Source organism: Kitasatospora sp. NBC_01539 (genome assembly GCF_045040525.1).
Taxonomy (GTDB): domain Bacteria; phylum Actinomycetota; class Actinomycetes; order Streptomycetales; family Streptomycetaceae; genus Kitasatospora.
In genome coordinates, this window is the sequence record NZ_CP109390.1 from 2,526,466 (window position 1) to 2,551,041 (window position 24,576).

Below are 24,576 nucleotides of genomic sequence, written 5' to 3' on the forward strand. Positions count from 1 at the left end.
GCAGCGCCGGCCGGCCTGCGTCAGCGCCCTGCGGGCAGCGCCTCCGGCACCCGCACGGACGCCAGGTGCGGGCCGACGAGATCGGCGGTGTCGCGGCCGTAGGCGTCGGCGAGGCGGCGCAGGAAGTCCGCCGGATCGAGGACGTACTCCTGGGTGCCGACGGCCTCCAGGGCGAGGGTGGCGAGGAGGCAGCCGACCCGGGCGGCGACGAGCGTGGGCAGGCGCCAGACCGTCCCGGCCAGGTAGCCGGCGCGGAAGGCGTCGCCGACCCCGGTCGGGTCGGCCCTCAGCCGCTCCGGGGGCGGGGAGGTACGGACGTCCGGCTCGCCCCGGCGCTCGATGCGCACGCCGTCGGCCCCCAGGGTCGTCACCCAGCTGCCGACCTGCCGCAGCACCTCGTCCGCGGCGAGGCCGGTCTTCTGCAGGAGCAGCTCCCGCTCGTACGCGTTGGTGAACAGCACCTCCGCACCCCGGACGAGGTCGAGGGCCTCCGCGCCGGTGAGGCGGGCGAGCTGCTGCGAGGGGTCGGCGGCGAACGGGATGCCCGCGGCCCGGCACTCCTCGGTGCGCACCCGCATCGCCTCCGGGTCGTCGGGGCCGACCAGGACGATCCGCGCGGGCCCGGTGCGGGCCAGGACGTCCGCGAGGTCGATGGTCGCCGCCCGGGTCATGGCGCCGGGGTAGAACGAGGCGATCTGGTTCTGGTCGCGGTCGGTGGTGCAGAGGAACCGTGCGGTCAGCAGGTCGGGCACGGTCAGCACGCCGGAGGTGTCGACACCGCCGTCCCGCAGCAGGGCGTCGTAGCCGGCGTGGTCGGATCCGGCCGCGCCGACGAGCACCGGGGCGAGGCCGAGGCGGCCCAGGCCGAGCGCGATGTTGGCGCCGACCCCGCCCCGGCGGATCTCCAGGCCGTCGACGAGGAACGACAGCGAGACCCGGTCGAGCTCGTCGGGGAGGAGCTGTTCGGCGATCGCACCGGGAAAGGTCATCAGGTGGTCCGTGGCGATCGACCCGCTGACGACGATGCGCCCCTCCGGGTCGTGCAGCGGGGCGGGACGGCGGGCGTCGGGCGAGGGCGTCGACGGGGGCGTGGGCGTGGGCATGGGTGCTCCTGGTTCGGCGGCGTGGACGGGCCGGGGCTACCAGCCGCGGCGGACGGCGGGGATGCGGGCGCCGTGCCGGAGCCGGGCGACGAGCTCCCGGCGCAGTGCGCGGTCGTGCTCGGTCTCGGTCGGCAGGTCGAGCTGCACGATGTCGACGCCGGCGGAGCGGAGCAGGCCGATCCGCGCGGCGACCGTCTCCGGCGAGCCCGTGTAGGCGGCGGCGAGCGAGCGGCGGACGTACGCGGCGACCTGGGCGGCACCGGCCTGCGGGTCGGAGCGGCCGCGCTCGCGGTCACGGTCGAGGGCCACGCCGTCCGTCCAGCGGGCGGCGTCCGCGCCGGAGGTGAGCCGCAGGGCGTCGCGGCGGAGCCGTCCGACGCGGTCGCGGGCGGCGGTGTCGGTGTCGTCGAGGACGACGGTGACGTGCCGCCAGATCCGCAGGGTGCGGCCGTGCACGGCGGCCGCGGCCCTGACCTCGGCGATGCGGCGGCGGGTGTCGGGCAGCGGCAGGGGCGACACGGCGTACACCTCGGCCCAGCGGGCGGCGAGTTCGACGCCCTGCGGGGAGGAGCCGCCGAAGGAGAGGAGTTCGCCGCCGGGTGCCGGGCGGAGGCCCGGGCGGGCGTCGCGGAGGGTGTAGAACTCGCCGTCGAAGTCGATGCCGTGGGGGGTCGTCAGGTAGCGGTGCAGGAGTTCGAGGTACTCGCCGGCCCGCCGGTAGCGGTCGGCCTTGTCGAGCAGGTCGCCGTCGCGGGCGACGTCGAGGTCGCTGGATCCGACGATGACGTGGGCGGAGGCCCGGCCGCCGGAGAGCCTGTCCAGGGTGGCGAGGGAGCGGGCGGCGGCGGTGGGCGCGGTGGTGCCGGCGCGGTGGGCGACGGACACCCGCAGCCGTTCGGTGGCGGCGAGCGCCCAGCCGGCCACCAGCCAGGGGTCGGGCCAGGAGCTGGACTGCACGACGAGGGCGCTGTCGAAGCCGTCCTCCTCGTTCTCCCGCGCGCTGCGGGCCACGTGGCCGGGGTCGGCGGTGCGGTCGCGCGGGTCGGGCGCGTACCGCAGGGCCTGCCGTTCCTGCGGGGTGCGTCCGGGTACGGGGGCGGCGCGGACGCCGCCGCGGATCTCCAGGTCCATGGGTGTGCCTCCGCACGTCGTGGGGGCCGCCGGCCGGGGTGTGCCCGGCCGGCGGCGAGGGGTGGCCGCCGGGCTGCCCGGACGGGGTCAGCCGGCGGCGGGGCCCAGCCGGGCGAGGGTGTCGAGCAGCCGGGCCCGGCTGACGAAGACCTCCGGCGGCAGCGACACGTACAGCTGGATCGTCGTGACGCCGGGCCGGTGGTACTGCAGGATGCGCTCGCGGCACTCCTCCGGGGAGCCGCTGATGAACAGCCCGTCGACGACCTCGTCGGGCAGGGCCTTCTGTGCGCCCTCCGGGTCGCCGGACGCCCAGAGCCGGTGCGTCTCCGCGAGCAGCTCGCCGTGGCCCAGCCACTCGTGGAACTTCCGGTAGGGCTCGCGGTTGAGGATCCAGGCGAGGAACGGCCGTGAGGCGCGGTGCGCGTAGTCGGTGTCCTCGGTCGGGCAGACGAAGACCTTGACGACGAGCTCCTTGCCGGGCGGCTGCGGGCCGACGGCGTCCAGGATCTTCGGGACGTCGTGCGGGAACAGCAGGTTGGTGATCGCGCCGTCCCCTTCGTTGAAGCCGAGCCGCAGCATGCCGGGCCGCAGCGCACCGAGGATCACCTTGACGGGGTCGGCGGGCGGGTGCGGGAGCCGGTAGCCGGTGATCGAGAAGGTGTCGAAGTCACCGGCGATGTGCTCGCCGCGCAGCGCACGGGTGACGAACCGCAGGACGTCCCGGGTGCGCTTGAACGGCTCGTCGAACGGGATGCCGTTGATGTCGGTGACGTGCGCCGGCACCGAGGCGCCGATGCCCAGCAGCAGCCGCCCGGGCGCGAGTTGGGCGAGGGTGGCGGCGGTCTGGGCGAGCACCGCCGGGCCGCGGGTGTGCACCGGCACGATGCCGGTGCCGATCCGCAGCGACGGCGACCACGCGGCGGTGGCGGCGAGCGGGGTGAAGGCGTCCGTGCCGCCGCCCTCCGCGCTCCAGACGTCGGTGTAGCCGAGGTCGGGGAGCCGCTCGACGAGGAAGCGGTGCCGGTCGATGGTGAGTCCCGGCAGCGGGAGGGTGATGCCCCACTTCGGCGGTGCGGCCTCGGTGCGGCTGTGGGGTGCGTACGGGGCGGTCACGGGTCGGCCGTCCTTCCTGGGTGCTTCGGGGTGCGTACGGGCCTGGGCCCGGCGGGAACTGCCGTCCGGGGCCTAGGCCTTGACGCTGACCGTCGTCAGGTCGAGGAACCACGACTGCGGCTGGACGAGGCCCTGCACCTTGGGCGAGAGGGCCCGCGGGTTGCGGTCGTTGACGACGAACAGCCAGGGGGCGTCCTGGGTGACGAGGCCGAGCGCCTTGCGGTAGTCGCCCTGGCGCTTGTCGCGGTCGGGCGAGGCGGCGGCGGTCTGCAGCAGCGTGTCGACCTGCGGGTTGGCGTAGTGGCCGGTCCAGAAGGGGCTCTTGGAGCCGATGAAGAGCGGCAGCAGCGCCTCCGACTGGAAGAGTGTGGTGGACTGCGCGATGGCGTCCGAGCCGAGGGCCACCTGGCCCTTGGCCTCGGCGCCGATCAGCGTCGACCAGTCGGTGGTGCGGAGCTCCACCTTGATGCCGACGGCCGCGAGGTCACGCTGGAGCGCCTCGGCGATCGGCACCGGCAGCAGGTTGCCGGAGCCGCCGGTGGGCACCGTCACCGAGGTCGAGAAGCCGCCCGCGACTCCGGCCTCGGCGAGCAGCTGCTTGGCCTTGGCCGGGTCGTAGGAGTAGGTGTCGCCCGCCGGGTCGTACGCGCCGGTGGCGCGGGGCGCCGCCTGGTAGGCCGGGTCGGCGGTGCCGTGCAGCAGCTTCTCGGCGATGGCCTTGCGGTCGATCGCGTAGTTGGCGGCCCGGCGCACCCGGGGGTCGCTCCACGGCGCCTTGGTGGTGTCGAGGATCCAGTACCAGAGGTGGTCGTAGCTGTTGGTGGCGATCTGCACCCCGTCGGCCTTGAGGCTGTCGATGTCGTCGGGGTTGGGGTACTCGATCCAGTTGGCGCCGCCGGAGCGCAGGGCCGCGGTGCGGGCGGCGGCGTCCGGCAGCGACTTGACGATCAGCTTGTCGAGCTTGGGGGCGCCCCGCCAGTAGGTCTTGTTGGCGACGAGCTCGATCTGCTGCCCCTCGGTCTGCGAGGAGAAGGCGAACGGGCCGGTGCCGACGGGGTGCTGGGAGAAGTTCGCCGAGCCGGTCTTCTTCACCGCCGTGGGGCTGGCGATGAGCACGTGCGCCAGGTCCTCGGGGAAGTGGCCGTTGGGGTCCTTGGTGACGAGCTCGATGTGCTCGGCGTCGGTCTTGCGGTACGAGGTGATGCCGCCGGCGTACTCCTTGGCGGCGGCGCCGAGCGCGTCGGTGTACTCGGGGCTCTTCTTGTTCAGGTAGCGGTCGAGGTTGAAGACGACCGCGTCGGCGTCGAAGGGCGTGCCGTCCTGGAAGGTGACGCCCTTGCGGAGGGTGAACGTCCAGGTCTTCGCGTCGGCGGCGACCTGCCAGGACTCGGCGAGGGCGCCGGTGACCGCCGGCGGCTTGTCGGTGTCCTTGAGCAGCTCGTAGCGGGTGAGGCCCTCGTAGATCTGGAAGCTGACGAGCCGCTTGCCCTCGAACCCGGCGCCGCCGATGACGGTGTCGGGGTTGGGCAGCTTGCCGGTGGCGCCGACGACCAGGGTGCCGCCGTGGTCGCCGCCGGCCGCGTCGCCCGCGCCGGTGGCCGTGCCGCTTGAGGCGCAGCCGGTGGCCGCGAGCAGCAGGGCTGCGGCGGCCGGCAGCGCGGCGGTTCTGGAGCGGACGGCGCGGAGCGGGTGGTGCGTCATGGTGATTCCTCGTTCGGTCTCGTGGTGCCGGTGTGCCGGGTGACGGCGGTGCGGGTGTGTCAGGTGAGGGTGGTGCCGGTGTGTCCGGTGGTGCGCCCGGTCGCGGCGTCGAGCAGCGCCCGGGTGTAGGGGTGGGCGGGGGCGTCCCAGAGGTCGGCCGCGGGGCCCTCCTCCAGCACCCGCCCGCGCCGCAGCACGAGCACCCGGTGGGCCAGGTGCCGCACGACGGCGAGGTCGTGGGAGATGAACAGGTAGGCGAGGCCCTGGCTCTCCTGGAGCTCGGTGAGCAGGTCGAGCAGCCGGGCCTGGACGCTGCGGTCGAGGGCGGAGGTCGGCTCGTCGCAGACCACCAGGTCGGGGCGGGTGGCCAGGGCCCTGGCCACGGCGACCCGCTGGAGCTGGCCGCCGGAGAGCTCGCGCGGGTAGCGGCGGGCGAGCGCCGGGTCGAGGCCGACCTGCCGCAGGAGCCGGGCGACGCCCTCGGCGCGCTCGCCCCGCGGGGTGCCGTGCAGGCGCAGTGCGGACGCCACGGCCTCGCCCGCCCGCAGGGCGGGGTTGAGCGAGCCGCGCGGGTGCTGCGGCACGAACTGCAGCCGGGCGCGGACGGCGCGGTCGCGACGGCCGCGCAGCCGGTACGGGTCGTGGCCGGCGAAGCGCACGGAGCCGCCGTCGGGGGCGAGGAGTCCGAGGGCGAGCCGGGCGAGGGTCGACTTGCCGGAGCCGGACTCGCCGACGAGGCCGACGGTCTCGCCGGGGGCGACGGTGAGGCTGACCCCGTCGAGGGCCGTCTCGGAGCCGTACCGCTTCGTCGCCTTGTCGACACGGAGCAGCGGGCTGCCGTCGGGCCGGCGGGGCAGCGCGGTGCCGTCGGCGTCGTGGAGCGGGGCGCTGCCGTCGGCGTGGCGGGGCAGCAGGCCGGCGCCGTGGTGGTCGGTCATCGGCGTGCTCCCGGTTCGGCGGCGACCAGGGCCGCGGTGAAGGCGTGCCCCGGGCCGTCCAGCACCCGGTCGGTGGGCCCGTGCTCGACGATCCGGCCGTCGCGCATCACCGCCACCTCGCCGCCCGTCCGGCGGGCCGCCGCGAGGTCGTGCGTGACGAGCAGCACCGCGATCCCGCAGTCGGCCCGCAGGGTCGCGAAGAGGTCGAGGATGCGGCCGCGGACGAGGGCGTCCAGCGCGGTGGTGGGCTCGTCGGCGATGAGCAGCTCGGGCCCGCAGGAGACCGCGACGGCGATCGCCGCCCGCTGCCGCAGGCCGCCGGAGAGCTCGTGCGGGTAGGCCCGGGCCACCCGCTCCGGGTCGGGCACGCCCGCGGTCGCGAGGAGGCGCACGGCGTCCGCCCGGGCGGCCCTGCGGGTGCCGGCCACCCCGTGGCGGCGCAGCACCTCGGCGATCTGCGGGCCGATCCGCCGCAGCGGGTCGAGCGCGGCGGCCGGGTCCTGCGGGACGTAGCCGATACGGCGGCCCCGCACCCGCGAGAGCGCGCGTTCGTCGAGGGCGAGCAGGTCGGTGCCGTCCAGCCGGACCCGTCCGGTGACGGTCGCGCCGCGGCCGGGCAGGCCCAGGACGCTCCGGGCGACGGTCGTCTTGCCGCTGCCCGACTCGCCGAGCAGCACCAGCGCGCCGCCCGCCTCCAGGGCCAGCGAGACGCCGTCCACCGCGCGGACGCCGCCGCCGTGGGTGACCGTGAGGCCGTCGATCTCCAGCAGGCTCATCGGGTGCCCTCCGGGAGCAGGGCGCCGCTGTCGCCGATCCGGCTGCGGAGCGACTCGCCGAGGGTGTTGAAGACGACCGAGACGGCGAGGATCGCCAGCCCCGGCAGCACGGCCACCCACGGGTGGGTGAACAGGCTCGGCCGCAGCTCGTCGAGCATCGCGCCCCACTCGGCGGCCGGCGGCGCCACGCCCAGGCCCAGGAACGACAGCCCGGCGGCGTACACCACGGCCAGGCCGACCAGTGACGACGCGTACACCAGCACCACCGGCGCGACCACCGGCACCACCTGGCGGAGCACCAGGTCGAGCCGGCCGGCGCCGCTGACCCGGGCGGCCTCCAGGTACTCCGCCGTGCGGATGCGCTGCACCTCCGTGAACGCGACCCGTGCGACGGCGGGCGTGAGCACCACGGACAGCGCCAGCACCGTGGCACCGAGGCCGGGCGTGAGCAGGGTCGCCACCGCGATCGCCAGGAGCACGCCGGGGAAGGCGTACAGCACGTCGAGCGAGCGGAGCAGGGCGTGCTCGGTGACCCGGCCGCCGAGGCCCGCGACGATGCCGAGCAGGGTGCCGGCGGCGGTGGCGACCGCGACCGGCACCAGACCGCCGGTGAGCGAGGTGCGGGCGCCCCACAGCAGGCGGCTGAGCAGGTCGCGGCCCTGCCCGTCGGTGCCGAGCAGGTGCCCGGGACTGCCCGGGTCGAGCAGCCGGTCCTGCAGGTGCCCGGCCGCCGGGTCGTACGGCGCGACGAGCGGCGCGGCGACGGCCAGCACGAGGAGCAGCACGGCGAGGGCGGCGGGCACGGCGACGCCCGCGTGGCGCAGCGCGGCCCGGCTCACCGCCGGCTCCTGGTGCGCGGGTCGAGCGCCGCGTGGGCGGTGTCGACGAGGATGTTGACGCCGACGAACGCGGTGGCCACCACCAGCACCCCGCCCTGGATCAGCGGCAGGTCGCGGGCGGCGAGCGCGTCGTACAGCAGCCGGCCCAGGCCGGGCCAGGCGAAGAGCGTCTCGACGAAGACCACCCCTTCGAGCAGGTAGGCGAGTTGCAGGCCGCCGATGGTCAGCAGGGCGGGCAGCGCGTTGTGCACGCAGTGCCGCAGCACGGCGACCCGGCCCAGGCCGCGGGCCCGCAGGCCGTCGGCGAGGTCGCCCGCGAGCACGGTGCCGAGCGCGGCCCGGAACACGCGGGCGGTGAGGCCGAGCGGCACCAGCGCGGCGGCGACGGCGGGCAGCACGAGGTGCCGGGCGAGGTCGGCGGGGCCGCCGTCGCCGAAGACGTCGTGCGTGCCGCCCGCCGGGAGCCAGCGCAGCTTCACCGACAGCACCGCGATCAGGAGCAGCGCGACGGAGTACTGCGGCGCGGAGACGGCGAGCGTGGAGAGCGCGCCGGAGGCCCGTCCCAGCGGGCCGCGGGGCCGCAGCGCACCGGCCCCGCCGAGCAGCACGCCGCCCACGACCACGAGCAGGAAGGCGGCGGCGGTGAGGGTGAGGGTCTGGCCGAGCGCGGGCACCAGCAGGTCGGCGACCGGCCGCTGGCCGGAGATCGAGGTGCCCAGGTCGCCGCCGAACGCGTGGCGCAGCCAGACGGCGTAGCGGACGGGCAGCGGGCTGTTCAGGCCGAGGCGTTCGGCGAGTTCGGTACGGGCCTCCGGTGGGGCGCCGGGGCCGAGGAAGGCCGCCAGCGGGTCGCCGGGCACGAGGGCGACGGTCGCGAACACCACCACGGTCACGCCGAGCAGGGTCGGCACGGCGAGCAGCAGCCGGCGCAGCAGGAACCGGCTCACCCGTCGGCCCTCCGGCGCGGTGGGCCGGGCGGGCCGGCGGTGTGCCGGGCGGCGGGGGCGGGCATGTGCGGGGTGTCCTTCCGGAGGTGGTGCGGCTGCGGGTGCGGGTTCCGCGGTGGCGGGTGCCCCGGTGCGCCCCGGCGCTGGAGGGTGACGGTTGCGCGGTTCGGCGGGGGCGGGGAGGGTGGCGTGGTTCGGCGGACGGCAGGACGGCAGGACGGTGACGGAGCGTGGCGGCGGCGGACGGGCCGCTGCCCGGGCGGCCGGTTGCGGCGGGCCGGACCGGGTCCGACGCCCGGGCGGTCCGGGCTGCGGACGCGGTGGACGGAAACCGTCACCTGAGGAAGGGTGCGCAGGTCGGCGCCGGACAGCCAGTCAGGCATTCATGCTGATAGTCCTGGTCATAGGAGTGGGCGGGCCCGCCGGTCCCGGGATCCGCGGGACCGGGCGTGTGCGTCCGGGGTGCCGTCGGCCCGGTGCTGTCCTTGACCTGCTCCGACGACCGGAACTAACCTGCTCATATGGCTTATCGGCGGACCGACTTCACCCTGGTCGGGATCGGCGGCTCCTGGCACCGCAGGTGCTTCGACGAGCTGTGTCGACCGCTCGCTGTGCGCTGACCGTCCGGCCCTCTCCACCGCCGGGTCAGCGACCTCCTCAACTCCGGTACTCCGCCCGCCCGTCCGTGCCCCCGCCAACGGGGCCGAACGCCGCAGGGCCTCTGCCGCCGCGCCGTCCGACCGGCCCGGCCCGCCATCTCCGAGGGGACCGCACCGCGATGCCGCACCACACCGACACGCCCTCCGCACCGGGGGGTCCGCGATGGGAGCACTGACCCAGACCGCCGCATCCGCCGGCCCGCGCAACTGCCGCCACCCGCTCCGGCGCAACCCGCGCAACCCCCTCGGCGCCGCCGCGGGATCCCCCGCCCCGGTGGAGGCACTGCACGCCGAGATCGACAACCCGCTCGACCTCCTCGCCGGCCACCACCTGCTCGCCGAGCCCACGCCGGCCGGGCCGCCCCTCGCCGTGGTCGCCGACTGCACCTGCGGCCACCCGATGTGCGCGGGCGACAGCCACCGCACCACCGTCCGGGTGTTCCTGGTGGAGCGCCACCCGGTGGCGAGCGCCGGGCTGCGCTCCGTCCTGACCACCGTGCCGGGGCTCACCGTGGTGGGCTCCGCCACCGACGCGCTGCGCGCGGTGCCCGCCGTACGGCGGGTGCGGCCGCACGTGGTGCTGCTCGGACGCGGCGCGAGCCTCGGCGACGACCTCGCCGCCGTGGTCGCCCTGCGCGGACCCGACGCCGCACCCGACGCCCGGGTGCTGCTGCTGCGCCGGGCCGAGTCGACGGCCGAGGCGAGCCGCATCCTGCTGGCCGGCGCCAGCGGCTGCTTCCCGCTCGACCTCGCCGAGGAGCGGATCATCGGCGCCGTCCAGCTCGCCGCGGCGGGCGCGTCGGTGTTCCTGCCGGCACCGCCCCCGGCCCGCAGCCACACCGCGGGCCACCCCGGGCACGCGGCCGAGCCGCCGCCGCAGCAGGTCGGCCTCACCGCGCGCGAGCGCGACGTGCTGGCGAAGCTCGCGCTCGGCCTGAGCAACGCCGAGATCGGGCGTGAACTCTCCCTGGCGGAGGCCACGGTGAAGAAGCACCTCACCCAGGCGATGCGCAAGACCGGGCAGTCGGACCGGCTGCGCGCCGCCCTCTACGCGAACCGGCACGGCCTGGCGGGCTGACCGGCGCGACCCCGCCCGTCCGGAGGGCGGGCCCCGGCTGCCCCGGGGCCCGCCCTCCGGCATGTCCGCACGACCGCGGACGGACGGGCAGGCGGGCGGGTAGCCAGCCGGGCGCAGGCGGGAGGGAGGGGCGACCTTCGGCGTAGACGGGGGCGCCGATCGTCGCCCCGGGCGGCTCCGTTCGGAGCTTCTGGGGGCTCGCCCCTGCTCCGTAGCGTGGGCGAACGTCGGAGCGGCCCTGCACCGGGCCGGCCGAAGTCCCCACCGCCCGACCGAGACGAGCCACCACCGCGCCCCGTACCCGGGCCCGCGCAGCCGAAGGGAGAACCCGATGGGCGATGCGTCCGACGGCCCCGTCGCACACTCCGGCGACCAGGCCGGCCCCGCACCCGCACCCGCGGGGACGGCCGTCCTCGCCGCCGCCGCACCCCGCGACGGCGTCCAGGAGCAGCCCCGTTCGCCGTACCGCTCGATGCCGGACGGCGAGCGCTCCGCACTCTGGCGCCGCCGCCTCCACGAGGCCGAGGCCGGCCTCACCCGCTACCTCGTGACCCGTGGCGACGAGCTCCACCTGACCGACTGGTTCGCCCTGCAGTCGGAGATCTTCGCCGACCTGCCCGAGCCGACCGCGCCGTCGGCCGCCTGGCAGCGGGTGTTCTTCCGCGGCCAGGCGCTGATGGAGCGCTTCCTCGTCGCCCGCTACGGCGAGGAGGTGCTGCCCGCCTGGGCGGCGTCCAACGCCGAGGTGCACCGCGACGTCGAACCCGACCACGGCGGCGGCGCCGCCGACCCGATCCGCCGGATCGCCCGCCAGGCCGAACTCTACGGCTCCGACTACGAGTTCGACGACGATGCGCCGCCGTCCGCGGAGCACGCCGCGCTCACCATCACCCACTGCGCGATCTGGGACTACCGCGAGAAGGCCCGCCGCAGCGGCGTCCGGATCACCCTCGCCTCCCCGTGCACGTACTGCACCGAGGCGCTCTCGGCCAACATCCGCGCCAAGGGCCACCGGCCCGCGCACCGGCTGCGCAGCGGCCCGACCGGCCACGGCTGCCGGTGGGAGGCCACCGCACCGACCGCACCCGCCACCACCACCGACCACCCCCGGGAGCCCTGATGTGCGGAGTCACCGGCTGGCTCGACTGGGACACCGACCTGCGCCACCAGGAGCGCCTGCTCCGTGAGATGACCGCCACGCTGGCCTGCCGCGGCCCGGACGCCGACGGCGTCTGGCTCTCCCGGCACGCCGCCCTCGGCCACCGCCGGCTGTCCGTCATCGACCTCGACGGCGGCATCCAGCCGCAGGCCGACGCCGACCGTGCAGGCGCCGTCCTCAGCTACAACGGCGAGCTCTACAACCACACCGAGCTGCGGCGCGAACTCGAGTCGCTCGGGCACGTGTTCCGCACCCGCTCCGACACCGAGGTGGTGCTCCGCGCCCACCTCCAGTGGGGCCGCGACGCGCCGCGCCGCTTCAACGGCATCTTCGCGTACGCCCTCTGGGACACCCGTGCCGAGGAGCTGCTGCTCGTCCGCGACCACCTCGGCATCAAGCCGCTGTACTGGCACGCGCACCGCAGCGGGGTGCTGTTCGGCTCCGAGCCGAAGGCCGTCCTCGCCAACCCGCTGCTCCCCGCGGAGCTCGACGCGGAGGGCGTCGCCGAGCTCTTCGCCCTGCCCGCCGCGCCGTCCGCCGGCCACGGCCTCTTCCGCGGCCTGCACGAGGTCCGGCCCGGCCACCTGGTGTCCGTCACCCGGCACGCCACCCGCGAGGTCCGCTACTGGGCCCTGGAGTCCAGGCCGCACGAGGACAGCGAGGAGGCCACCCGGGCGCGGGTCCGCGAGCTGCTCGCCGACGCCGTCGACCGCCAGCTGGTCAGCGACGTGCCGCTGTGCACCCTGCTCTCCGGCGGCGTCGACTCCAGCGCGGTCACCGCGCTGGCCGCCGCCGCCCGCGAGCGGGCCGGCCACGGCAAGATCACCAGCTTCTCGGTGGACTTCCCCGGCAGCGCCGACCGCACCCCCGACGCCTGGCGCACCAGCCTCGACGCGCCCTACGTGCAGGCCGCCGCCGAGCACATCGGCACCCTGCACACCTCGGTCCTCGTCCCCGACGACGACCTGCTCGACGCCCGCGACGCCGTGCTGCGGGCCCGCGACCGGCCCGGCTGGGGCGAGATGGACGCCTCGCTGCACCTGCTCTTCCGCGAGGTGCGGCGGCGCTCGACGGTGGCGCTCTCCGGCGAGGCCGCGGACGAGATCTTCGGCGGCTACCCGTACTTCCACGACGCCGCCGCCCTCGCCTCCGGCACCTTCCCGTGGCTGCACGGCCGCACCACCCCCGCGGCGCTGCTGCGTGAGGACGTGCGGGCCCGCGTGCGGCCGGAGGAGTACACCGCGGACGCGTACCGCAGCGAGCTCGCCGCCGTGCCCCGGCTCGACGGCGAGACGGGCCGCGCCGCACGGGTGCGCGAGGTGTTCCACCTGGCGCTGACCCGCTGGCTGCCGCCGCTGCTCGACCGGGTCGACCGGGTGTCGATGTCGGTGGGGCTGGAGGTGCGGGTGCCGTTCTGCGACCACCGGCTGGTGGAGTACCTGTGGAACGTCCCCTGGGAGTTCAAGGCGCCCGGCGGCCGCAGCAAGGGTCTGCTGCGCGACGCCGTCCGCGACCTGCTGCCGCCGCAGGTCGCCGACCGGCCCAAGAGCGGGTACCCCTCGACCCCCGCCCTGCGCTACACCGAGGTGCTCACCGCACGGGCGCACGACCTGCTCGCCGACCCGCACGCGCCGGTGTTCGACCTGGTCGACCGGGCCGTCGTACGGCAGCACCTCGCCGAGGGCCGCCCGCTGCCGAGCCCCCGCACCGCACCGAACCCGGTCGGCGGGCTCGACCACCTCGTGCAGGTCGACGACTGGCTGCGCGCCTACAAGGTGGGGCTGCGGTGAGCGCCGCACCCGCCGGCACCGCGACCGCGGCCGGCGTCCTGGAGGCGGCCTTCCGGGCCGCGGCGCGCCGGTGGAGCACCGGGGTCGCCGTGGTCACCACCCGCGCGCAGGACGAGGTGTTCGCGAAGACCGTCTCCTCCTTCTGCACGCTCTCCCTCGACCCGCTGCTCGTGAGCGTGGCCGTGGTGCGGCACAGCCCGCTGGTGGCGGCGGTCCGCGACAGCGGCCGGTTCGCCGTCTCCGTGCTGACGTCCCGCCAGGCGGGCGTCGCCCGCCGGTTCGCGACGCCGGGCGCCGGCCGGGCCCTCGGCACGTTCACCGCGGTGCCGATGGGCGCCCTCGCCACCGGCGCCCCCGTCCTCGACGAGGCGCTCGCCTGGTTCGACTGCCGGCTGCACGGCGTGCTGTCCGGCGGCGACCACGCGATCGTGGTCGGCCGGGTCACCGCCGCCGACACCCGCCCCGGCGAACCGCTGCTCTACCACGACGGCCACTACCGCGCACTGGCCCCCCGAGACCATGGAGTTGGCGCATGACCCTGCTCGACACCCCCGCCACCACGCGGGGCCTGCTCACCGGCGACCGGTACCGGGCCGAACTCGACGACGGCCGCGAGCTCTACCTCGACGGCAAGCGCGTCGGCAACCCCGCCGAGCACCCGGCCTTCAAGCCCGCCGCCGACGAACTCGCCCGGCTGATCGACCTGCAGCACGACCCGGAGCACCGGGACCTGCTCACCTGGAAGGACCCGGAGACCGGGCAGCGGCTCGCCCGCGCCTACCAACCGCCGCGCACCCTGGAGGACCTGCAGGTGCAGCGGCGCAGCGCCGAGCTGTGGCACGCCGAGGCGCTCGGCCAGCAGGGCCGCTCCCCCGCGTTCATGGCCTCGATCGCCGTCGGCGTGTACGACTTCCGGCACCGGCTGGCCTCCGCGGACCCCCGCTTCGGCGCCAACGCCGAAGCGTGGTACCGCCACTGCGCCACCAACGACCTGGTGCTCTCGCACGCCCTCGGCGACCCGCAGATCGACCGCTCCGCCGACCCGGTCGACGAACCCGACCTCGCCCTGCGGGTGCTGGAGGAGAACGAGCGCGGCATCGTGGTGCGCGGCGCCAAGCAGCTGACCACCCTGGCGCCGCTCGCGCACGAGGTGCTGGTCTACCTGTCGGCGTCGTTCGCGCAGCGCCGCGGCGAGCAGTTCGTGGTGTGGTTCGCGCTGCCCCTCGACACGCCGGGCCTGGTCACCCTCGCCCGCGAACCGCTCGGCAGCGCCCCCTGGGGCCACGCCCACCCGCTCGGCGCGAAGTACGACGAGCAGGACGCCATGCTGTTCTTCGACGACGTGCTGGTGCCCTGGGACCGCGTCTTCCTGCTGCGCGACGCCGACCTGGCCCGCGAGGGCCTGGGCCGGATCAACGCCTGGAGCGCGTACGTCGGCCACATCCGGTACCGCGAGCGGCTGCGGACGCTGCTCGCCACCGCCACCCTCGTCGCCGAGTCGATCGGGGTGGGCGGCTTCCGCAACATCCAGGAGGACCTGGGCCGGCTCGCCGGGTACGCCGAGCTCACCGAGTACTTCCTCGACGCCGCCGAGGCCCGCGGCAGGGTCACCGACGGCGGGCTGTTCGCGCCCGGCGACACGGCCGCCTCCCGGGTCTGGTCGGCCGAGGTGGCGGGCAGCGCCGTCGAGATCGTCCGGCGGATCGGCGCGTCCGGTCTGCTGATGCAGCCCACCGAGGGCGACCTCGCCAACCCGCGGCTCCGCCCGCACATCGACCGCTACATGCGCGGCCGCGGCATCGAGGCGGAACGCAAGTCCCGCCTGTTCCGGCTCGCGTGGGAGCTCACCGGCGACTCCTTCGGGCAGCGCCAGGACCTCTACGAGTACGTGCACCGCGGCGACCTCGCCCGTAACCGCATCAACCTCTACCACCGCTACGACCAGAGCGCCGCCCGCACGAGGCTGCAGCAGCTCATCGACCCCCAGGAGGTCCAGCCGTGACCGCGTCCGCCGTCGAGATCCAGGCCCGCACGCTCGCCGGGTACGCCGACGCCAGCAGGCTCCGCCAGGTGCAGGACCGCGACTGGGTCCTCGACCGGCTCACCGGGGATCCGCGCACCCTCGTCGATCTCGGCTCGGGCATCGGCCAGTTGCTGCAGGCCGCGCTGGAGCGCTTCCCCTCGCTGGAGCACGCCGTCGGCCTGGAGCGCTCCGAGCACCGGATCGCCGAGGCCGCCGAACGCCTCCGCCCGTACGGCGACCGGGTGTCCCTGCACCAGGCCGACCTGACCGCGCCCGAACCGCTGCCGTACCGCGCCGACGTCATCACCTCGACCTCCGTGCTGCACTGGCTCTACCCCCACGAGGAGCGGCTGTTCGCCTGGGTGGCGCAGCACCTCGCCCCGGGCGGGCAGTTCCTGCTCACCACCTACCACCCGGCCCGGGACGCCGACGGGTTCGGCGGCGAGGACGAGCTGGTGCGCGAGGCGCTGGCGGCCGTCGGCGTCGAACCCTCCTTCGTGCCGGGGGTGTTCCGGCGGGGCGACGTGCTGCCGATCGCGACCCGCACCCGCACGCCCGACGACCTCGCGGAGACCCTGAGCCCCCATCTCGCCGTCGCCGACCGGCTGGAGCGCGACGCCGTGGTCACCGTGGAGGGCGCCGAGCAGTACGCGCACTTCCACGCCGCGACGTTCGGCGACTACTACGCCGGCCTCGTCCCGCCGGACCGCCGGACCGACTTCTTCCGCGCGATCGGCGAGACGGCCTGGCGCCGGCAGCAGGAGCGCGGCTGGGTCAGCCACATGCCGGTCCACCTCTGGCAGTTGACGGCACACTGACCCGCGGCCGCCCTGCACGGCACGCACGACCAGTGTCGCCACGCACGGCCCGCTCGCACCAACCGTCCTGCACCGCCCGACCCCACACCGATCCGACCCGCCCGCCGCGTCCGAAGCACCATGGACGCGGCGGGCACCGCCTACCCTGGAAGCGAGCGCCGCCGCGACGGCGCCGCACCGCCTTCCGGCCGAGGAGCCGCACCGTGTCAACTCCCGCAGCCAGTCAGGAACTCGGCGCGTTCCTGCGCGCCCACCGCGAGCTGCTCCAGCCGGCCGACGTCGGTCTCACCGCCACGTCCCGGCGCCGCACCCCGGGGCTGCGGCGCGAGGAGGTCGCCTCGCTCTCGGGAGTCGGGCTGGCCTGGTACACCTGGCTGGAACAGGGCCGGGTCACCGCCTCCCGGCAGGTGCTGGAGGCTGTCGCCCGGGCGCTGCGGCTCGACGCCGCCGGGCTGCGCCACGCGATGCGGCTGGCCGGCTACCACGAGCCCGCCGCCCCGGACGGCGGGCACGGCGCCGGCCGGCTCGCCGAGGCCGTGCGGCCCGTCCTCGACTCCTGGCCGGCCAGCCCCGCCGTGCTCCTCGACCGGCACTTCGACCTGCTCGCGTGGAACGCCGCCTGGGCCGCCCTGTGGGGCCGGCCCGAGGCCGTGCCCGCCGACCGGCGCAACCTCATGTGGCTGATGGCCGCGGACGGGCGGCTGCGCAGCGTGCTGCACGACTGGGAGCCGCTCGCGATGAACGTCTTCCAGCACTTCCGCGCGCAGGCCGGCCCGGCCCTCGCCCACCCCCGCACCGGCGAGGTCTACCGCCACCTGGACGCGGACGCGCCGGAGCTCCGCCACTGGTGGGGCTGCCACTCGGTGGCGGAGCTGACGGCCCGCACGGTGACCGTCGAGCCCGCGGGCATCGGGCCGGTACGGCTGACGCTGTCGTCGTTCCATCCGGTGGACGACCCGTCCGCGCTCGTCCTGCTGTTCACGCCCGCGGACGCCACCGGGCGCGAGCGGATGACCGACCTGGTCGAGCACCCGCTGCGCACCGTCGCCGAGGCCCCGGGCCGGGACCGCCGGGCCGGCTGACGGCCCCGCGGTCCCGGCGCGGCCTCAGCTGGCCGCGGGCTTCCGCACGCCCCGGGCCACGAGGGGTCCGGCGGCCGCGGCGACCAGCGCCAGGGCGACACCGGTCAGCAGCGTGCCGTGCGCGACGTCCGCGAACGCGCCCACCGCCCAGGCGCCGACTCCCGTGCCCGCGTACATCGTCGAGGTCAGCCAGGCGCTGGAGGTGGCCCGCAGCTCGGGGGCGACCGTGCCGGCCAGCGTCTGCTGGTCCGTCACGAACCCGCCGGAGGCGACGAACCAGACGACCACGCCCGCGAGCGTCAGGACCAGGCCGGGGCCGGTCGCCGCGAGGGCGATGCCCACGGCGAGGAGCACGCCCCACAGCGGCAGCAGCGCGAGGTCGGAGCGCCCGGCGGCGCGGGCCCGGTCGCCGAGCCGGCCGCCCAGCAGCGAGCCGGCCACGCTGCCCGCGCCGACCAGCACCCCGACCAGGCCGAGCGCCTCCACCGAGAGGTCGAAGCGCTGCACCAGCACCGCGCCGAGGAAGGTGTAGGCGCCGAGGTTGGCCGCGTGGAAGGCCGTGTTGACGAGCAGGGCCCGGCGCAGTGCGGGGTCCGCCCAGCCGGCGAGCACCGCCCGGGCCGCCCCGACCGCGGGGGCGGCCACCGCCGTCGTACCGATCTGCCGGAGGAGCAGCGGCACGGCCAGTGCGGTGCCGACCGCCAGCGCCCAGAACGCCGACCGCCAGCCGGCGAGCCCGGCGAGCAGGCCGCCGAGCGGCACGCCGACGACCTGGCCGCAGGAGAACAGCGCCATGCCCAGGCCGAGCGCCCGTCCGCGGACGGCGTCCGGTGCGGTCTCCGCGATGTGCGCCCAGATCGCCGGGCCGGCCGCCGCGGCCGCCAGGCCGGCGACCGCGCGCGAGACCACGAGCAGGGTCAGCCCGGTGGAGAGGGCGGCCGCCGCGTTCGACACCACGAAGAGGAGGGTGCCCGCGAGGAGCGTGCGGCGGCGGCCGAAGCGGTCGCTGAGCAGGCCGAGGAACGGCGCGAAGACGGCGTACACCAGCACGTACGCCGTCACGCTGGACGCCGCCGCGGCCTCGCTCACCCGGATCGAGTCCGCGATCGTCGGCAGCAGCGGCGACACCAGGAACGTCTCCGTGCCGAACAGGAAGAGCAGGGCGAACACACCTGCGTACCTGAACCGTTCGAACTTCGGCGGGGCCTCCCCGGCGGCGGGCGGGGGCACCGCGGGCTCCGGTCCCCCCTCGGCCACACTGCTCGTCCCGCTGATGCTGCTCACACCCGTCACACCCTTCCGTCTCGGGCCCGGAGCCCTCCCGCACGAGCCCTCGGCGGCCGGCCGTGCACGGCGCGCACGCGGCGGACGGCCCGCAGGAGCGGCTCCGGGCAGGGGGCGGCCAGGGCCGTCCGGCCCGGCCATCCTCCGGCCCGGCCGGGCGGCCGACCAGGCAGGCGATCATCCTGTGACCCCGGCTCACAGGCTCCGTGGGACGCTTGGGCGATGGACGACCTACTGGGGTGGGCCGGGCGCCTGGGCGCCGGCGAAGTCGTGGGCGGGGCACTGCTGTTCAACGTGGGGCTGCTGGTGACCACGGTGCTCGGGGGCGGGCTGCTGGTGCGGCGGTTCGGCGACCGCAGGGTGGCGCCGCCGCCGGGGCCGGTGACGGTGGGCGAGGCGGTGCTCGTGGCCGTCGCGGTGCTGCTCAACAGCGGTGTCGGGGTGGCCGGGTGGGCCCTGTGGAAGGCCGGGTGGATCCGCCTCTCGGGCGCGCTCGGGCTCCGCGCCGTCCTCGACCTGCTGCTCCTCACCCTCGTGATGGACGCCCTGATGTACTCCGGCCACCGGGTCGCCCACCGGCGCCGGCTCTACCGGCTCGCCCACGCGACGCACCACCGCCAGGTCGAACCGCGCCCGGCGACGCTGTTCGTCCTGCACCCGCTGGAGGTGCTCGGCTTCGGCGGCGCGTGGCTGGCCGTGCTGCTCGTGCGGGAGGTCTCGGCCGCCGCGCTCGGCGGCTACGTGCTCGTCAACCTCGTCTTCGGCCTGCTCGGCCACCTCGGGGTGGAGCCGCTGCCGGCCCGGGCGCGGCGGCTGGGCGTGTTCCGCTGGGTGGCGCTGCCGATGTTCCACGTCGGCCACCACCTCGACCCGTCCGTCAACCTGGGCTTCTACACCACCGTCTGGGACCGCCTCTTCGGCACCGTCGACCCGGCGTACGACCGGATGCGACACGCCGACCACCCTGCCGCCGCGGGCGTGCCCGATGCACTTCAATCGGCCGGGTGAGCTGTCTCTTCTGCACGGTCGCGGCGGGCGACGCGGATGCCCACCGGGTGTTCGAGGACGGGGTGGCGGTCGCGTTCCTCGACCACCGGCCGCTCTTCCCCGGGCACGTGCTGGTGGTGCCGCGGCGCCATGTGCCGACCCTGACCGACCTGCGGCCGGAGGAGGTAGGGCCGTACTTCGCCCGGGTGCAGCGGCTCGCCGCCGCCGTCGAGCGCGGCACGGAGGCGGCGGGCAGCTTCGTCGCCGCCAACAACCGCGTCAGCCAGTCCGTCCCGCACCTCCACGTGCACGTGGTGCCGCGCAACCCCAAGGACGGCCTGCGGGGCTTCTTCTGGCCGCGCAGCCGCTACGAGGACGAGGCGCACGCCGCCGCGACGGCGGCCCGGATCCGCGACGCCCTCGCCGAGGGCTGAGGCAGCGGGCCGATGTCGGTGCCGTGCGGCATGCTCCGGCTCATGGACACGCAGCAGTTCTGGGACGTGATCGAGGAAGCCCGCCGGCCGGCCCCCGACGACGCCGAGGCGGTCGTCCGGCGCGCCACCGCACTCCTGGCGGGGCGGCCGCGGCAGGACGTCATCGCCGCCCAGCAGATCTTCTGGGACCTGATGGCGGACTCCTACCGCGGCGACCTCTGGGGCGCCGCCTACCTGATCAACGGCGGATGCTCCGACGACGGCTTCGACTACTTCCGCGGCTGGCTCGTCACGCAGGGGCGCGCCGCCTTCGAACGCGCCGTCGCCGCGCCGGACTCGCTGGCCGGCCTGCCGGCCGTGCGCGCGGCCGCCGAGGACGGCGACGACCTCGAATGCGAGGACGCCCTCGGCATCGCCTGGGACGCGCACCTCGCCGCCACCGGCGAGCAGATGTCCGGCGACTGCTACACCATCACGTATCCGGAGCCCGTCTTCACGTGGGACTTCGACGACGCCGAGGAGACCGCCCGGCGCCTGCCGCGCCTGGCCGCCCTGTACGACGGGGAGCGCTGAGCCGTCCGGTGGACACCGCCCGGAATCCCGGGACGCGGGCCCGCGCCTTCGCACAATGACGGTATGACAGGTCTCATGAAGTTCAGCGGCGCCGCGAAGAACCTGACCTTCGACGAACTGGAGAGGTTCGTCCAGGCCGCGCGGAAGGCCGGGGCGTCCGGCGGCCAGCCCGTCACGGCCGTCGTCAGCACCACCGGCAAGCTCAAGCAGGTGCAGGTCCTCCTCGACGGGGAGTGACCTGCCCGGGGCCGCGGGCCCGGCGCACCGGTGCCGCCCGATCGGGGACAATGGTGGTGCTCCGGCCGGCGCCCCTGCCGCCCGGGCCCCCGACCCGCCCGAGGAGACGACGCACGGTGACCAGCCGGCCCGACGCCCCCGTACCCGGCACCGTCCCTGCCCCGGCGCCCGTCACCGGCCCGGTGCCCGCCCCGGACGGCCCCGGGCTGCGCTCCGACTGCACGAGCTGCTTCGGGCTGTGCTGCGTCGCCCTGCCCTTCGCCGCCTCGTCCGACTTCGCGGTGGACAAGAGCGCCGGCCGGCCCTGCACCAACCTGCAGGGCGACTTCCGGTGCGGCATCCACACCCGCCTGCGCGACGAGGGCTACCGCGGCTGCACCGTCTTCGAGTGCTTCGGCGCCGGCCAGAAGGTCTCGCAGATCACCTTCGGCGGCCGCGACTGGCGCCGGCACCCCGACGAGGCCCGGCAGATGTTCGCCGTCTTCCCGGTCGTCCGGCAGTTGCAGGAACTGCTCCGCTACCTGGCCGAGGGCCTGTCGCTGCCCGCCGCCGGGCCGGTGCACGGCGCGCTGCACCGCGCGTACGAGCGGACGGAGCGCCTCTCCCTCGGCACCGCCGAGGAGCTCGCCGCGCTCGACACCGCGGCCGTCCGCCAGGAGGTCAACACCCTGCTGGTGCGGGTGGGCGAGCTCGTCCGCGCGGGCGTCCCGGGCCGGACCCGCAACCACCGCGGGGCCGACCTGGCCGGGGCCCGGCTGCGGGGCGCCGACCTCCGCGGGGCGAACCTGCGCGGTGCCCTGCTGATCGCCGCCGACCTCGGCCGCGCCGACCTGCGGAACGCCGACCTGATCGGGGCCGACCTGCGCGACGCGGACCTGCGGGGTGCCGACCTGACCGGCGCGGTCTTCCTCACCCAGGCCCAGCTGAACGCGGCACGCGGCGACACCGCGACGAGGATCCCCGCCGCCCTCGACCGCCCGGCCCACTGGACCGCCGCCCGCTGATCGCGACCGCCGACCACCCGGCGCAGGGCGCGGCGGGGAAACCGGGTGCGTCCCGGCCCGCCGCACCGGCATGATGCGGATCATGGACCACCCCGTCGACCGGCTCTGCGCCCGCGTGCACCTCGCACTGCGCACCGGTCGGCCCGACCCCGCCGACGTGGCCGCCCTGGCCTGCGAGCTCCTCGACCTCGGCCACGACGGCCCGGCGGTCACCGAGGCCGTCGAGCGGCGCCCCGGCGACGTCCCGCCCGCGGAATTCCCCGCGCTCGCCCGGAGGCTGCTGGACGAGGCCGCGTTCGCCCCCGGTTTCGCGCTCGCCCCGGAGCGCCTCGCGATGCTCCGCGGCGCGCTGGCCGTCGTCGCCCGCGACCTGCGCGCGGGCGGGTTCGCCGACGAGCCGCACCTGGTCGTGCAGGAGGACTGGTACCCGGAGTCCGCCGGGGTCGTCCTCACGGACGGCTGGCTGCACGGCGGCGACCTCCCCGCGGAGGCCGGAGACCTGCTGTCCGCGGCCGTCACCGCCGTGGCCGGGCACGTGCAGGAGAGCGTGATGGAGCGCGACCGCGCCGTCTGGCCGCTCTGCCCCGACCACCGTCTGGGCCTGCACGCGGTGCAGCGCGACGGTGCGGCGCTCTGGTGGTGCGCCTTCGGTCCGGGGCACCCGGCCGCCGCCGTCGGCGCGCTGCCGCCCACCGCCCGTCCGTCCCGCAGGAGCGCCTGATGACCGGGGCGGGCCGCCCGTCAGCGGGCGGCGTCGCGGCCGTCGGCGAGGAGTGCGCCGAGCTCGTCCAGGGCCTCGCGGGCGGCGAGGCCGTCGCCGTCGGCGGTGAGGACGAGGGTGTCGCCGTGGCCGGCGCCGAGGGTGAGCACGCCGAGGAGGCTGCGGGCGTCGACGGCGGCCCGGTCGGGGCGGCCGACGCCGACCGGCACCGTGTGGCGGCCGGCGGCGCGGACGAACCGCGAGGCGGGCCGGGCGCAGAGGCCGTTCGGGACGCCGACGGTGACCTGGAGCTCGGACATGGGTTCCTCCGCCGGGCGACGCGAATGTGGGTTCCTCTGGTTATACGTCCGATTTGTCCGCTCGGTCAACACATTCGGGCATGAATCACACCAAAACGGACCTTTGCCTTCCCGGGCCGACGGCGTATCGTCGACCGAACCAGGCGTGAACAGACACGAAACGGACCCGATCCCACATGTACGCTCCCGAGCGCCAGCAGCAGATCCTGCAGCTCGCCCGGACCCGCGGGCGGGTGGACGTGCCCTCGCTCGCCGAGGAGTTCCAGGTCACGCAGGAGACCGTCCGCCGCGACCTCGCCGCCCTCGACCGGGCCGGGCTGCTGCGGCGGGTGCACGGCGGCGCACTGCCCGCCGGAGCGCTGCACCTGGAGCCCGGCCTCGCCGAACGCGACTCCACCGCCGCCGGCGAGAAGGAGCGGATCGCCCGCGCCGCGCTCGCCCTGCTGCCCGCGGAGGGCAGCCTGCTGCTGGACGCCGGCACCACCGTCTCCCGGCTCGCCGCCCTGCTCCCCGCGGACAGCACCCTGACCGTCGTCACCAACGCCCTGCCCGTCGCCGCCCGGCTGGCCGACCACCCCGCGCTGACCCTGCACCTGGTCGGCGGCCGCCTGCGGCACCGCACGCACGCCGCCGTGGACGGCTGGGCCCTGCGCGACCTCGCCGACGTCCACGCGGACCTCGCCGTGATCGCCGCCAACGGCTTCTCCCCGGAGGGCGGGCTCTCCACCCCGGACCTCGCCGAGGCCGCGGTGAAGCGGGCCATGCTGACCGGCGCGCGCCGGGTGCTGCTGCTCGCCGACTCGTCCAAGTACGGGGCCCGGCACTTCGCCCGGTTCGGCGGCCTGCCGGAGGTCGACGTCCTGGTGACCGACACCGGCCTGACCGACGGGCAGGCCGCGGAGATCCAGGCCCTCGGACCGGAAGTGATCCGCGCATGATCGTCACCGTCACCCCCAACCCCAGCCTCGACCGCACCTACGAACTGCCCGGGCTCGTCGTCGGCGAGGTCAACCGGGCGGCCGCCGACCGGCTCGACCCGGGCGGCAAGGGGGTCAACGTGGCCCGGGCGCTGACCGCGGCCGGGCTCCGCGCCGCGGCCGTGCTGCCGCTCGGCGGCGACCCCGGCCGGCTGCTCGGCGACCTGCTGCGCCGGCAGGGCATCGACGTGACGGCCGTGCAGGTCGGCGGCGACACCCGGATCAACGTGACGATCGTCGAGCGCGACGGCCCGCTCACCAAGGTCAACGCGCCCGGCCCGCGGCTCACCGAGGACGAGTCGGCCGCCCTGCTGGCGGCCGTCCGACGGCAGGCCGGCGGGTCCGGCGTCGACTGGCTGGCCTGCTGCGGCAGCCTGCCGCGCGGCCTCGCCCCCGGCTGGTACGCCGACCTGGTGGCGGAGGCGCACGCCGGCGGCGCCCGGATCGCGGTCGATGCCGCGGGCCCGGCGCTGGCGGCCTCGCTCCGCGCCGGTCCGGACGTCGTCAAGCCGAACCGCGCGGAACTCGCCGAGGCCGCCGGGCGCCCGGTCACGACGGTCGGCGGCGCGTACGACGCCGCGCAGGAGCTGCGCCGCCTCGGTGCGCGCCAGGTGCTCGCCAGCCTCGGCCCGGACGGCATGCTGCTGGTGGCCGAGGAGGGCAGCTGGTACGGCACCGCCCCGGTGGACCGGGTGCGCAGCGACGTCGGCGCCGGGGACGCCTCGCTCGCGGGCTTCCTGGGTGCGGGCGGTGCCGGGCCGAAGGCGCTGGCCTCGGCGCTCGCGCACGGCGCGGCCGCCGTGCGGCTGCCGGGCAGCGTGATGCCGATCCCGGCCGACCTGGAGCCGGACACCGTCACGGTGACCGCCGACATCCCGTGGGAGCTCCCGCTGGGCCGGTGAC

General features: G+C 76.2%; 25 protein-coding genes. 15 read left to right on the forward strand and 10 right to left on the reverse strand.

The genetic code is table 11. From position 1 onward, the window contains the following. Positions 1–20: 20 nt before the first annotated feature. From OG335_RS10855 to OG335_RS10890, 8 genes are all read right to left on the reverse strand, one after another. Positions 21–989, reverse strand: a complete 969-nt coding sequence (locus OG335_RS10855) for a PfkB family carbohydrate kinase (RefSeq protein WP_405015355.1) — start codon at positions 987–989, stop codon at positions 21–23. A 150-nt stretch (positions 990–1,139) separates the two neighbouring features. Beyond that, positions 1,140–2,234, reverse strand: a complete 1,095-nt coding sequence (locus tag OG335_RS10860; RefSeq protein ID WP_405010865.1) for an LLM class flavin-dependent oxidoreductase — start codon at positions 2,232–2,234, stop codon at positions 1,140–1,142. Positions 2,235–2,321: 87 nt separating this feature from the next. After that, a complete protein-coding gene (locus tag OG335_RS10865; protein ID WP_405010866.1) occupies positions 2,322–3,347 on the reverse strand; it encodes an LLM class F420-dependent oxidoreductase in 1,026 nt (341 codons plus the stop codon). A 72-nt stretch (positions 3,348–3,419) separates the two neighbouring features. Beyond that, entirely contained in the window at positions 3,420–5,048 is a 1,629-nt protein-coding gene (locus OG335_RS10870; protein WP_405010867.1) for an ABC transporter substrate-binding protein, read from the reverse strand. Between the two features lie 59 nt (positions 5,049–5,107). Continuing rightward, positions 5,108–5,986 carry an ABC transporter ATP-binding protein gene (locus tag OG335_RS10875; protein ID WP_405010868.1) on the reverse strand — a complete coding sequence of 293 codons (879 nt, stop codon included), beginning with the start codon at positions 5,984–5,986 and terminating at the stop codon, positions 5,108–5,110. Continuing rightward, positions 5,983–6,762, reverse strand: a complete 780-nt coding sequence (locus OG335_RS10880; RefSeq protein WP_405010869.1) for an ABC transporter ATP-binding protein — start codon at positions 6,760–6,762, stop codon at positions 5,983–5,985. Before OG335_RS10880 ends, OG335_RS10875 begins: the two co-directional genes overlap by 4 nt. Continuing rightward, a complete protein-coding gene (locus OG335_RS10885; RefSeq protein ID WP_405010870.1) occupies positions 6,759–7,601 on the reverse strand; it encodes an ABC transporter permease in 843 nt (280 codons plus the stop codon). Before OG335_RS10885 ends, OG335_RS10880 begins: the two co-directional genes overlap by 4 nt. Then, the gene (locus tag OG335_RS10890; RefSeq protein WP_405010871.1) at positions 7,598–8,548 is read right to left on the reverse strand and encodes an ABC transporter permease; all 951 of its coding nucleotides are present in this window, start codon (positions 8,546–8,548) and stop codon (positions 7,598–7,600) included. Before OG335_RS10890 ends, OG335_RS10885 begins: the two co-directional genes overlap by 4 nt. 822 nt (positions 8,549–9,370) lie before the next feature. Here OG335_RS10890 and OG335_RS10895 point away from each other — a divergent pair. The 7 genes from OG335_RS10895 to OG335_RS10925 all read left to right on the forward strand — a co-directional run bounded on the left by OG335_RS10895 (position 9,371) and on the right by OG335_RS10925 (position 17,157). After that, positions 9,371–10,285 (forward strand): LuxR C-terminal-related transcriptional regulator, encoded by a 915-nt coding sequence (locus OG335_RS10895; RefSeq protein ID WP_405010872.1) that lies wholly within the window; start codon positions 9,371–9,373, stop codon positions 10,283–10,285. Positions 10,286–10,616: 331 nt separating this feature from the next. Continuing rightward, on the forward strand, positions 10,617–11,405 hold the full coding sequence (locus tag OG335_RS10900; RefSeq protein ID WP_405010873.1) for a hypothetical protein: 789 nt from the start codon (positions 10,617–10,619) through the stop codon (positions 11,403–11,405). Next, entirely contained in the window at positions 11,405–13,234 is a 1,830-nt protein-coding gene (gene asnB, locus OG335_RS10905; protein WP_405010874.1) for an asparagine synthase (glutamine-hydrolyzing), read from the forward strand. The genes OG335_RS10900 and asnB overlap by 1 nt, the downstream gene beginning before the upstream one ends. Further along, complete coding sequence (locus OG335_RS10910; RefSeq protein ID WP_405010875.1) at positions 13,231–13,770, forward strand: flavin reductase family protein; 540 nt, start codon at positions 13,231–13,233, stop codon at positions 13,768–13,770. The genes asnB and OG335_RS10910 overlap by 4 nt, the downstream gene beginning before the upstream one ends. Beyond that, positions 13,767–15,236: a 4-hydroxyphenylacetate 3-hydroxylase family protein gene (locus OG335_RS10915; protein WP_405010876.1), complete on the forward strand. Its 1,470-nt coding sequence runs from the start codon at positions 13,767–13,769 to the stop codon at positions 15,234–15,236. Before OG335_RS10910 ends, OG335_RS10915 begins: the two co-directional genes overlap by 4 nt. After that, complete coding sequence (locus tag OG335_RS10920; protein ID WP_405010877.1) at positions 15,233–16,075, forward strand: class I SAM-dependent methyltransferase; 843 nt, start codon at positions 15,233–15,235, stop codon at positions 16,073–16,075. Before OG335_RS10915 ends, OG335_RS10920 begins: the two co-directional genes overlap by 4 nt. A 203-nt stretch (positions 16,076–16,278) precedes the next feature. After that, entirely contained in the window at positions 16,279–17,157 is an 879-nt protein-coding gene (locus tag OG335_RS10925) for a helix-turn-helix domain-containing protein (protein WP_405010878.1), read from the forward strand. A gap of 24 nt (positions 17,158–17,181) precedes the next feature. Here OG335_RS10925 and OG335_RS10930 read toward each other — a convergent pair whose 3' ends face one another. Continuing rightward, positions 17,182–18,441, reverse strand: a complete 1,260-nt coding sequence (locus OG335_RS10930) for an MFS transporter (RefSeq protein WP_405010879.1) — start codon at positions 18,439–18,441, stop codon at positions 17,182–17,184. A 222-nt stretch (positions 18,442–18,663) separates the two neighbouring features. Here OG335_RS10930 and OG335_RS10935 point away from each other — a divergent pair, with 222 nt between their 5' ends. The 6 genes from OG335_RS10935 (at position 18,664) to OG335_RS10960 (ending at position 22,397) form a co-directional block, all read left to right on the forward strand. Further along, positions 18,664–19,449: a sterol desaturase family protein gene (locus tag OG335_RS10935; RefSeq protein WP_405010880.1), complete on the forward strand. Its 786-nt coding sequence runs from the start codon at positions 18,664–18,666 to the stop codon at positions 19,447–19,449. Then, positions 19,446–19,862, forward strand: a complete 417-nt coding sequence (locus OG335_RS10940) for an HIT family protein (protein WP_405010881.1) — start codon at positions 19,446–19,448, stop codon at positions 19,860–19,862. Before OG335_RS10935 ends, OG335_RS10940 begins: the two co-directional genes overlap by 4 nt. A 42-nt stretch (positions 19,863–19,904) precedes the next feature. Beyond that, entirely contained in the window at positions 19,905–20,435 is a 531-nt protein-coding gene (locus OG335_RS10945) for a DUF4240 domain-containing protein (RefSeq protein ID WP_405010882.1), read from the forward strand. Between the two features lie 63 nt (positions 20,436–20,498). Then, positions 20,499–20,672, forward strand: a complete 174-nt coding sequence (locus OG335_RS10950) for a hypothetical protein (RefSeq protein ID WP_405010883.1) — start codon at positions 20,499–20,501, stop codon at positions 20,670–20,672. A 50-nt stretch (positions 20,673–20,722) separates the two neighbouring features. Beyond that, positions 20,723–21,676, forward strand: coding sequence for a pentapeptide repeat-containing protein (locus tag OG335_RS10955; RefSeq protein WP_405010884.1), 954 nt, complete (start codon positions 20,723–20,725; stop codon positions 21,674–21,676). A gap of 82 nt (positions 21,677–21,758) precedes the next feature. Continuing rightward, positions 21,759–22,397 (forward strand): hypothetical protein, encoded by a 639-nt coding sequence (locus OG335_RS10960; protein WP_405010885.1) that lies wholly within the window; start codon positions 21,759–21,761, stop codon positions 22,395–22,397. A gap of 20 nt (positions 22,398–22,417) precedes the next feature. Here OG335_RS10960 and OG335_RS10965 read toward each other — a convergent pair whose 3' ends face one another. Continuing rightward, positions 22,418–22,696 carry an HPr family phosphocarrier protein gene (locus OG335_RS10965; protein WP_405010886.1) on the reverse strand — a complete coding sequence of 93 codons (279 nt, stop codon included), beginning with the start codon at positions 22,694–22,696 and terminating at the stop codon, positions 22,418–22,420. Positions 22,697–22,872: 176 nt separating this feature from the next. On the opposite strand from OG335_RS10965, the gene OG335_RS10970 reads away from it, so the two are divergent. Together OG335_RS10970 and pfkB are read left to right on the forward strand one after the other, a co-directional pair. Then, positions 22,873–23,634, forward strand: coding sequence for a DeoR/GlpR family DNA-binding transcription regulator (locus OG335_RS10970; RefSeq protein ID WP_405010887.1), 762 nt, complete (start codon positions 22,873–22,875; stop codon positions 23,632–23,634). Next, positions 23,631–24,575, forward strand: coding sequence for a 1-phosphofructokinase (pfkB, locus tag OG335_RS10975; protein WP_405010888.1), 945 nt, complete (start codon positions 23,631–23,633; stop codon positions 24,573–24,575). The genes OG335_RS10970 and pfkB overlap by 4 nt, the downstream gene beginning before the upstream one ends. Position 24,576 lies beyond the last annotated feature (1 nt).

Bases quoted from the DNA above. Each gene is read 5' to 3' on its own strand.
- OG335_RS10965 (WP_405010886.1), bottom strand. From the start codon at position 22,696: ATGTCCGAGCTCCAGGTCACCGTCGGCGTCCCGAACGGCCTCTGCGCC.
- asnB (WP_405010874.1), top strand. From the start codon at position 11,405: ATGTGCGGAGTCACCGGCTGGCTCGACTGGGACACCGACCTGCGCCAC.
- OG335_RS10960 (WP_405010885.1), top strand. From the start codon at position 21,759: ATGGACCACCCCGTCGACCGGCTCTGCGCCCGCGTGCACCTCGCACTG.
- OG335_RS10855 (WP_405015355.1), bottom strand. From the start codon at position 989: ATGACCTTTCCCGGTGCGATCGCCGAACAGCTCCTCCCCGACGAGCTC.
- OG335_RS10945 (WP_405010882.1), top strand. From the start codon at position 19,905: ATGGACACGCAGCAGTTCTGGGACGTGATCGAGGAAGCCCGCCGGCCG.
- OG335_RS10970 (WP_405010887.1), top strand. From the start codon at position 22,873: ATGTACGCTCCCGAGCGCCAGCAGCAGATCCTGCAGCTCGCCCGGACC.
- OG335_RS10875 (WP_405010868.1), bottom strand. From the start codon at position 5,986: ATGACCGACCACCACGGCGCCGGCCTGCTGCCCCGCCACGCCGACGGC.
- pfkB (WP_405010888.1), top strand. From the start codon at position 23,631: ATGATCGTCACCGTCACCCCCAACCCCAGCCTCGACCGCACCTACGAA.
- OG335_RS10950 (WP_405010883.1), top strand. From the start codon at position 20,499: ATGACAGGTCTCATGAAGTTCAGCGGCGCCGCGAAGAACCTGACCTTC.
- OG335_RS10935 (WP_405010880.1), top strand. From the start codon at position 18,664: ATGGACGACCTACTGGGGTGGGCCGGGCGCCTGGGCGCCGGCGAAGTC.
- OG335_RS10880 (WP_405010869.1), bottom strand. From the start codon at position 6,762: ATGAGCCTGCTGGAGATCGACGGCCTCACGGTCACCCACGGCGGCGGC.
- OG335_RS10915 (WP_405010876.1), top strand. From the start codon at position 13,767: ATGACCCTGCTCGACACCCCCGCCACCACGCGGGGCCTGCTCACCGGC.
- OG335_RS10895 (WP_405010872.1), top strand. From the start codon at position 9,371: ATGGGAGCACTGACCCAGACCGCCGCATCCGCCGGCCCGCGCAACTGC.
- OG335_RS10870 (WP_405010867.1), bottom strand. From the start codon at position 5,048: ATGACGCACCACCCGCTCCGCGCCGTCCGCTCCAGAACCGCCGCGCTG.
- OG335_RS10860 (WP_405010865.1), bottom strand. From the start codon at position 2,234: ATGGACCTGGAGATCCGCGGCGGCGTCCGCGCCGCCCCCGTACCCGGA.
- OG335_RS10900 (WP_405010873.1), top strand. From the start codon at position 10,617: ATGGGCGATGCGTCCGACGGCCCCGTCGCACACTCCGGCGACCAGGCC.
- OG335_RS10955 (WP_405010884.1), top strand. From the start codon at position 20,723: ATGGTGGTGCTCCGGCCGGCGCCCCTGCCGCCCGGGCCCCCGACCCGC.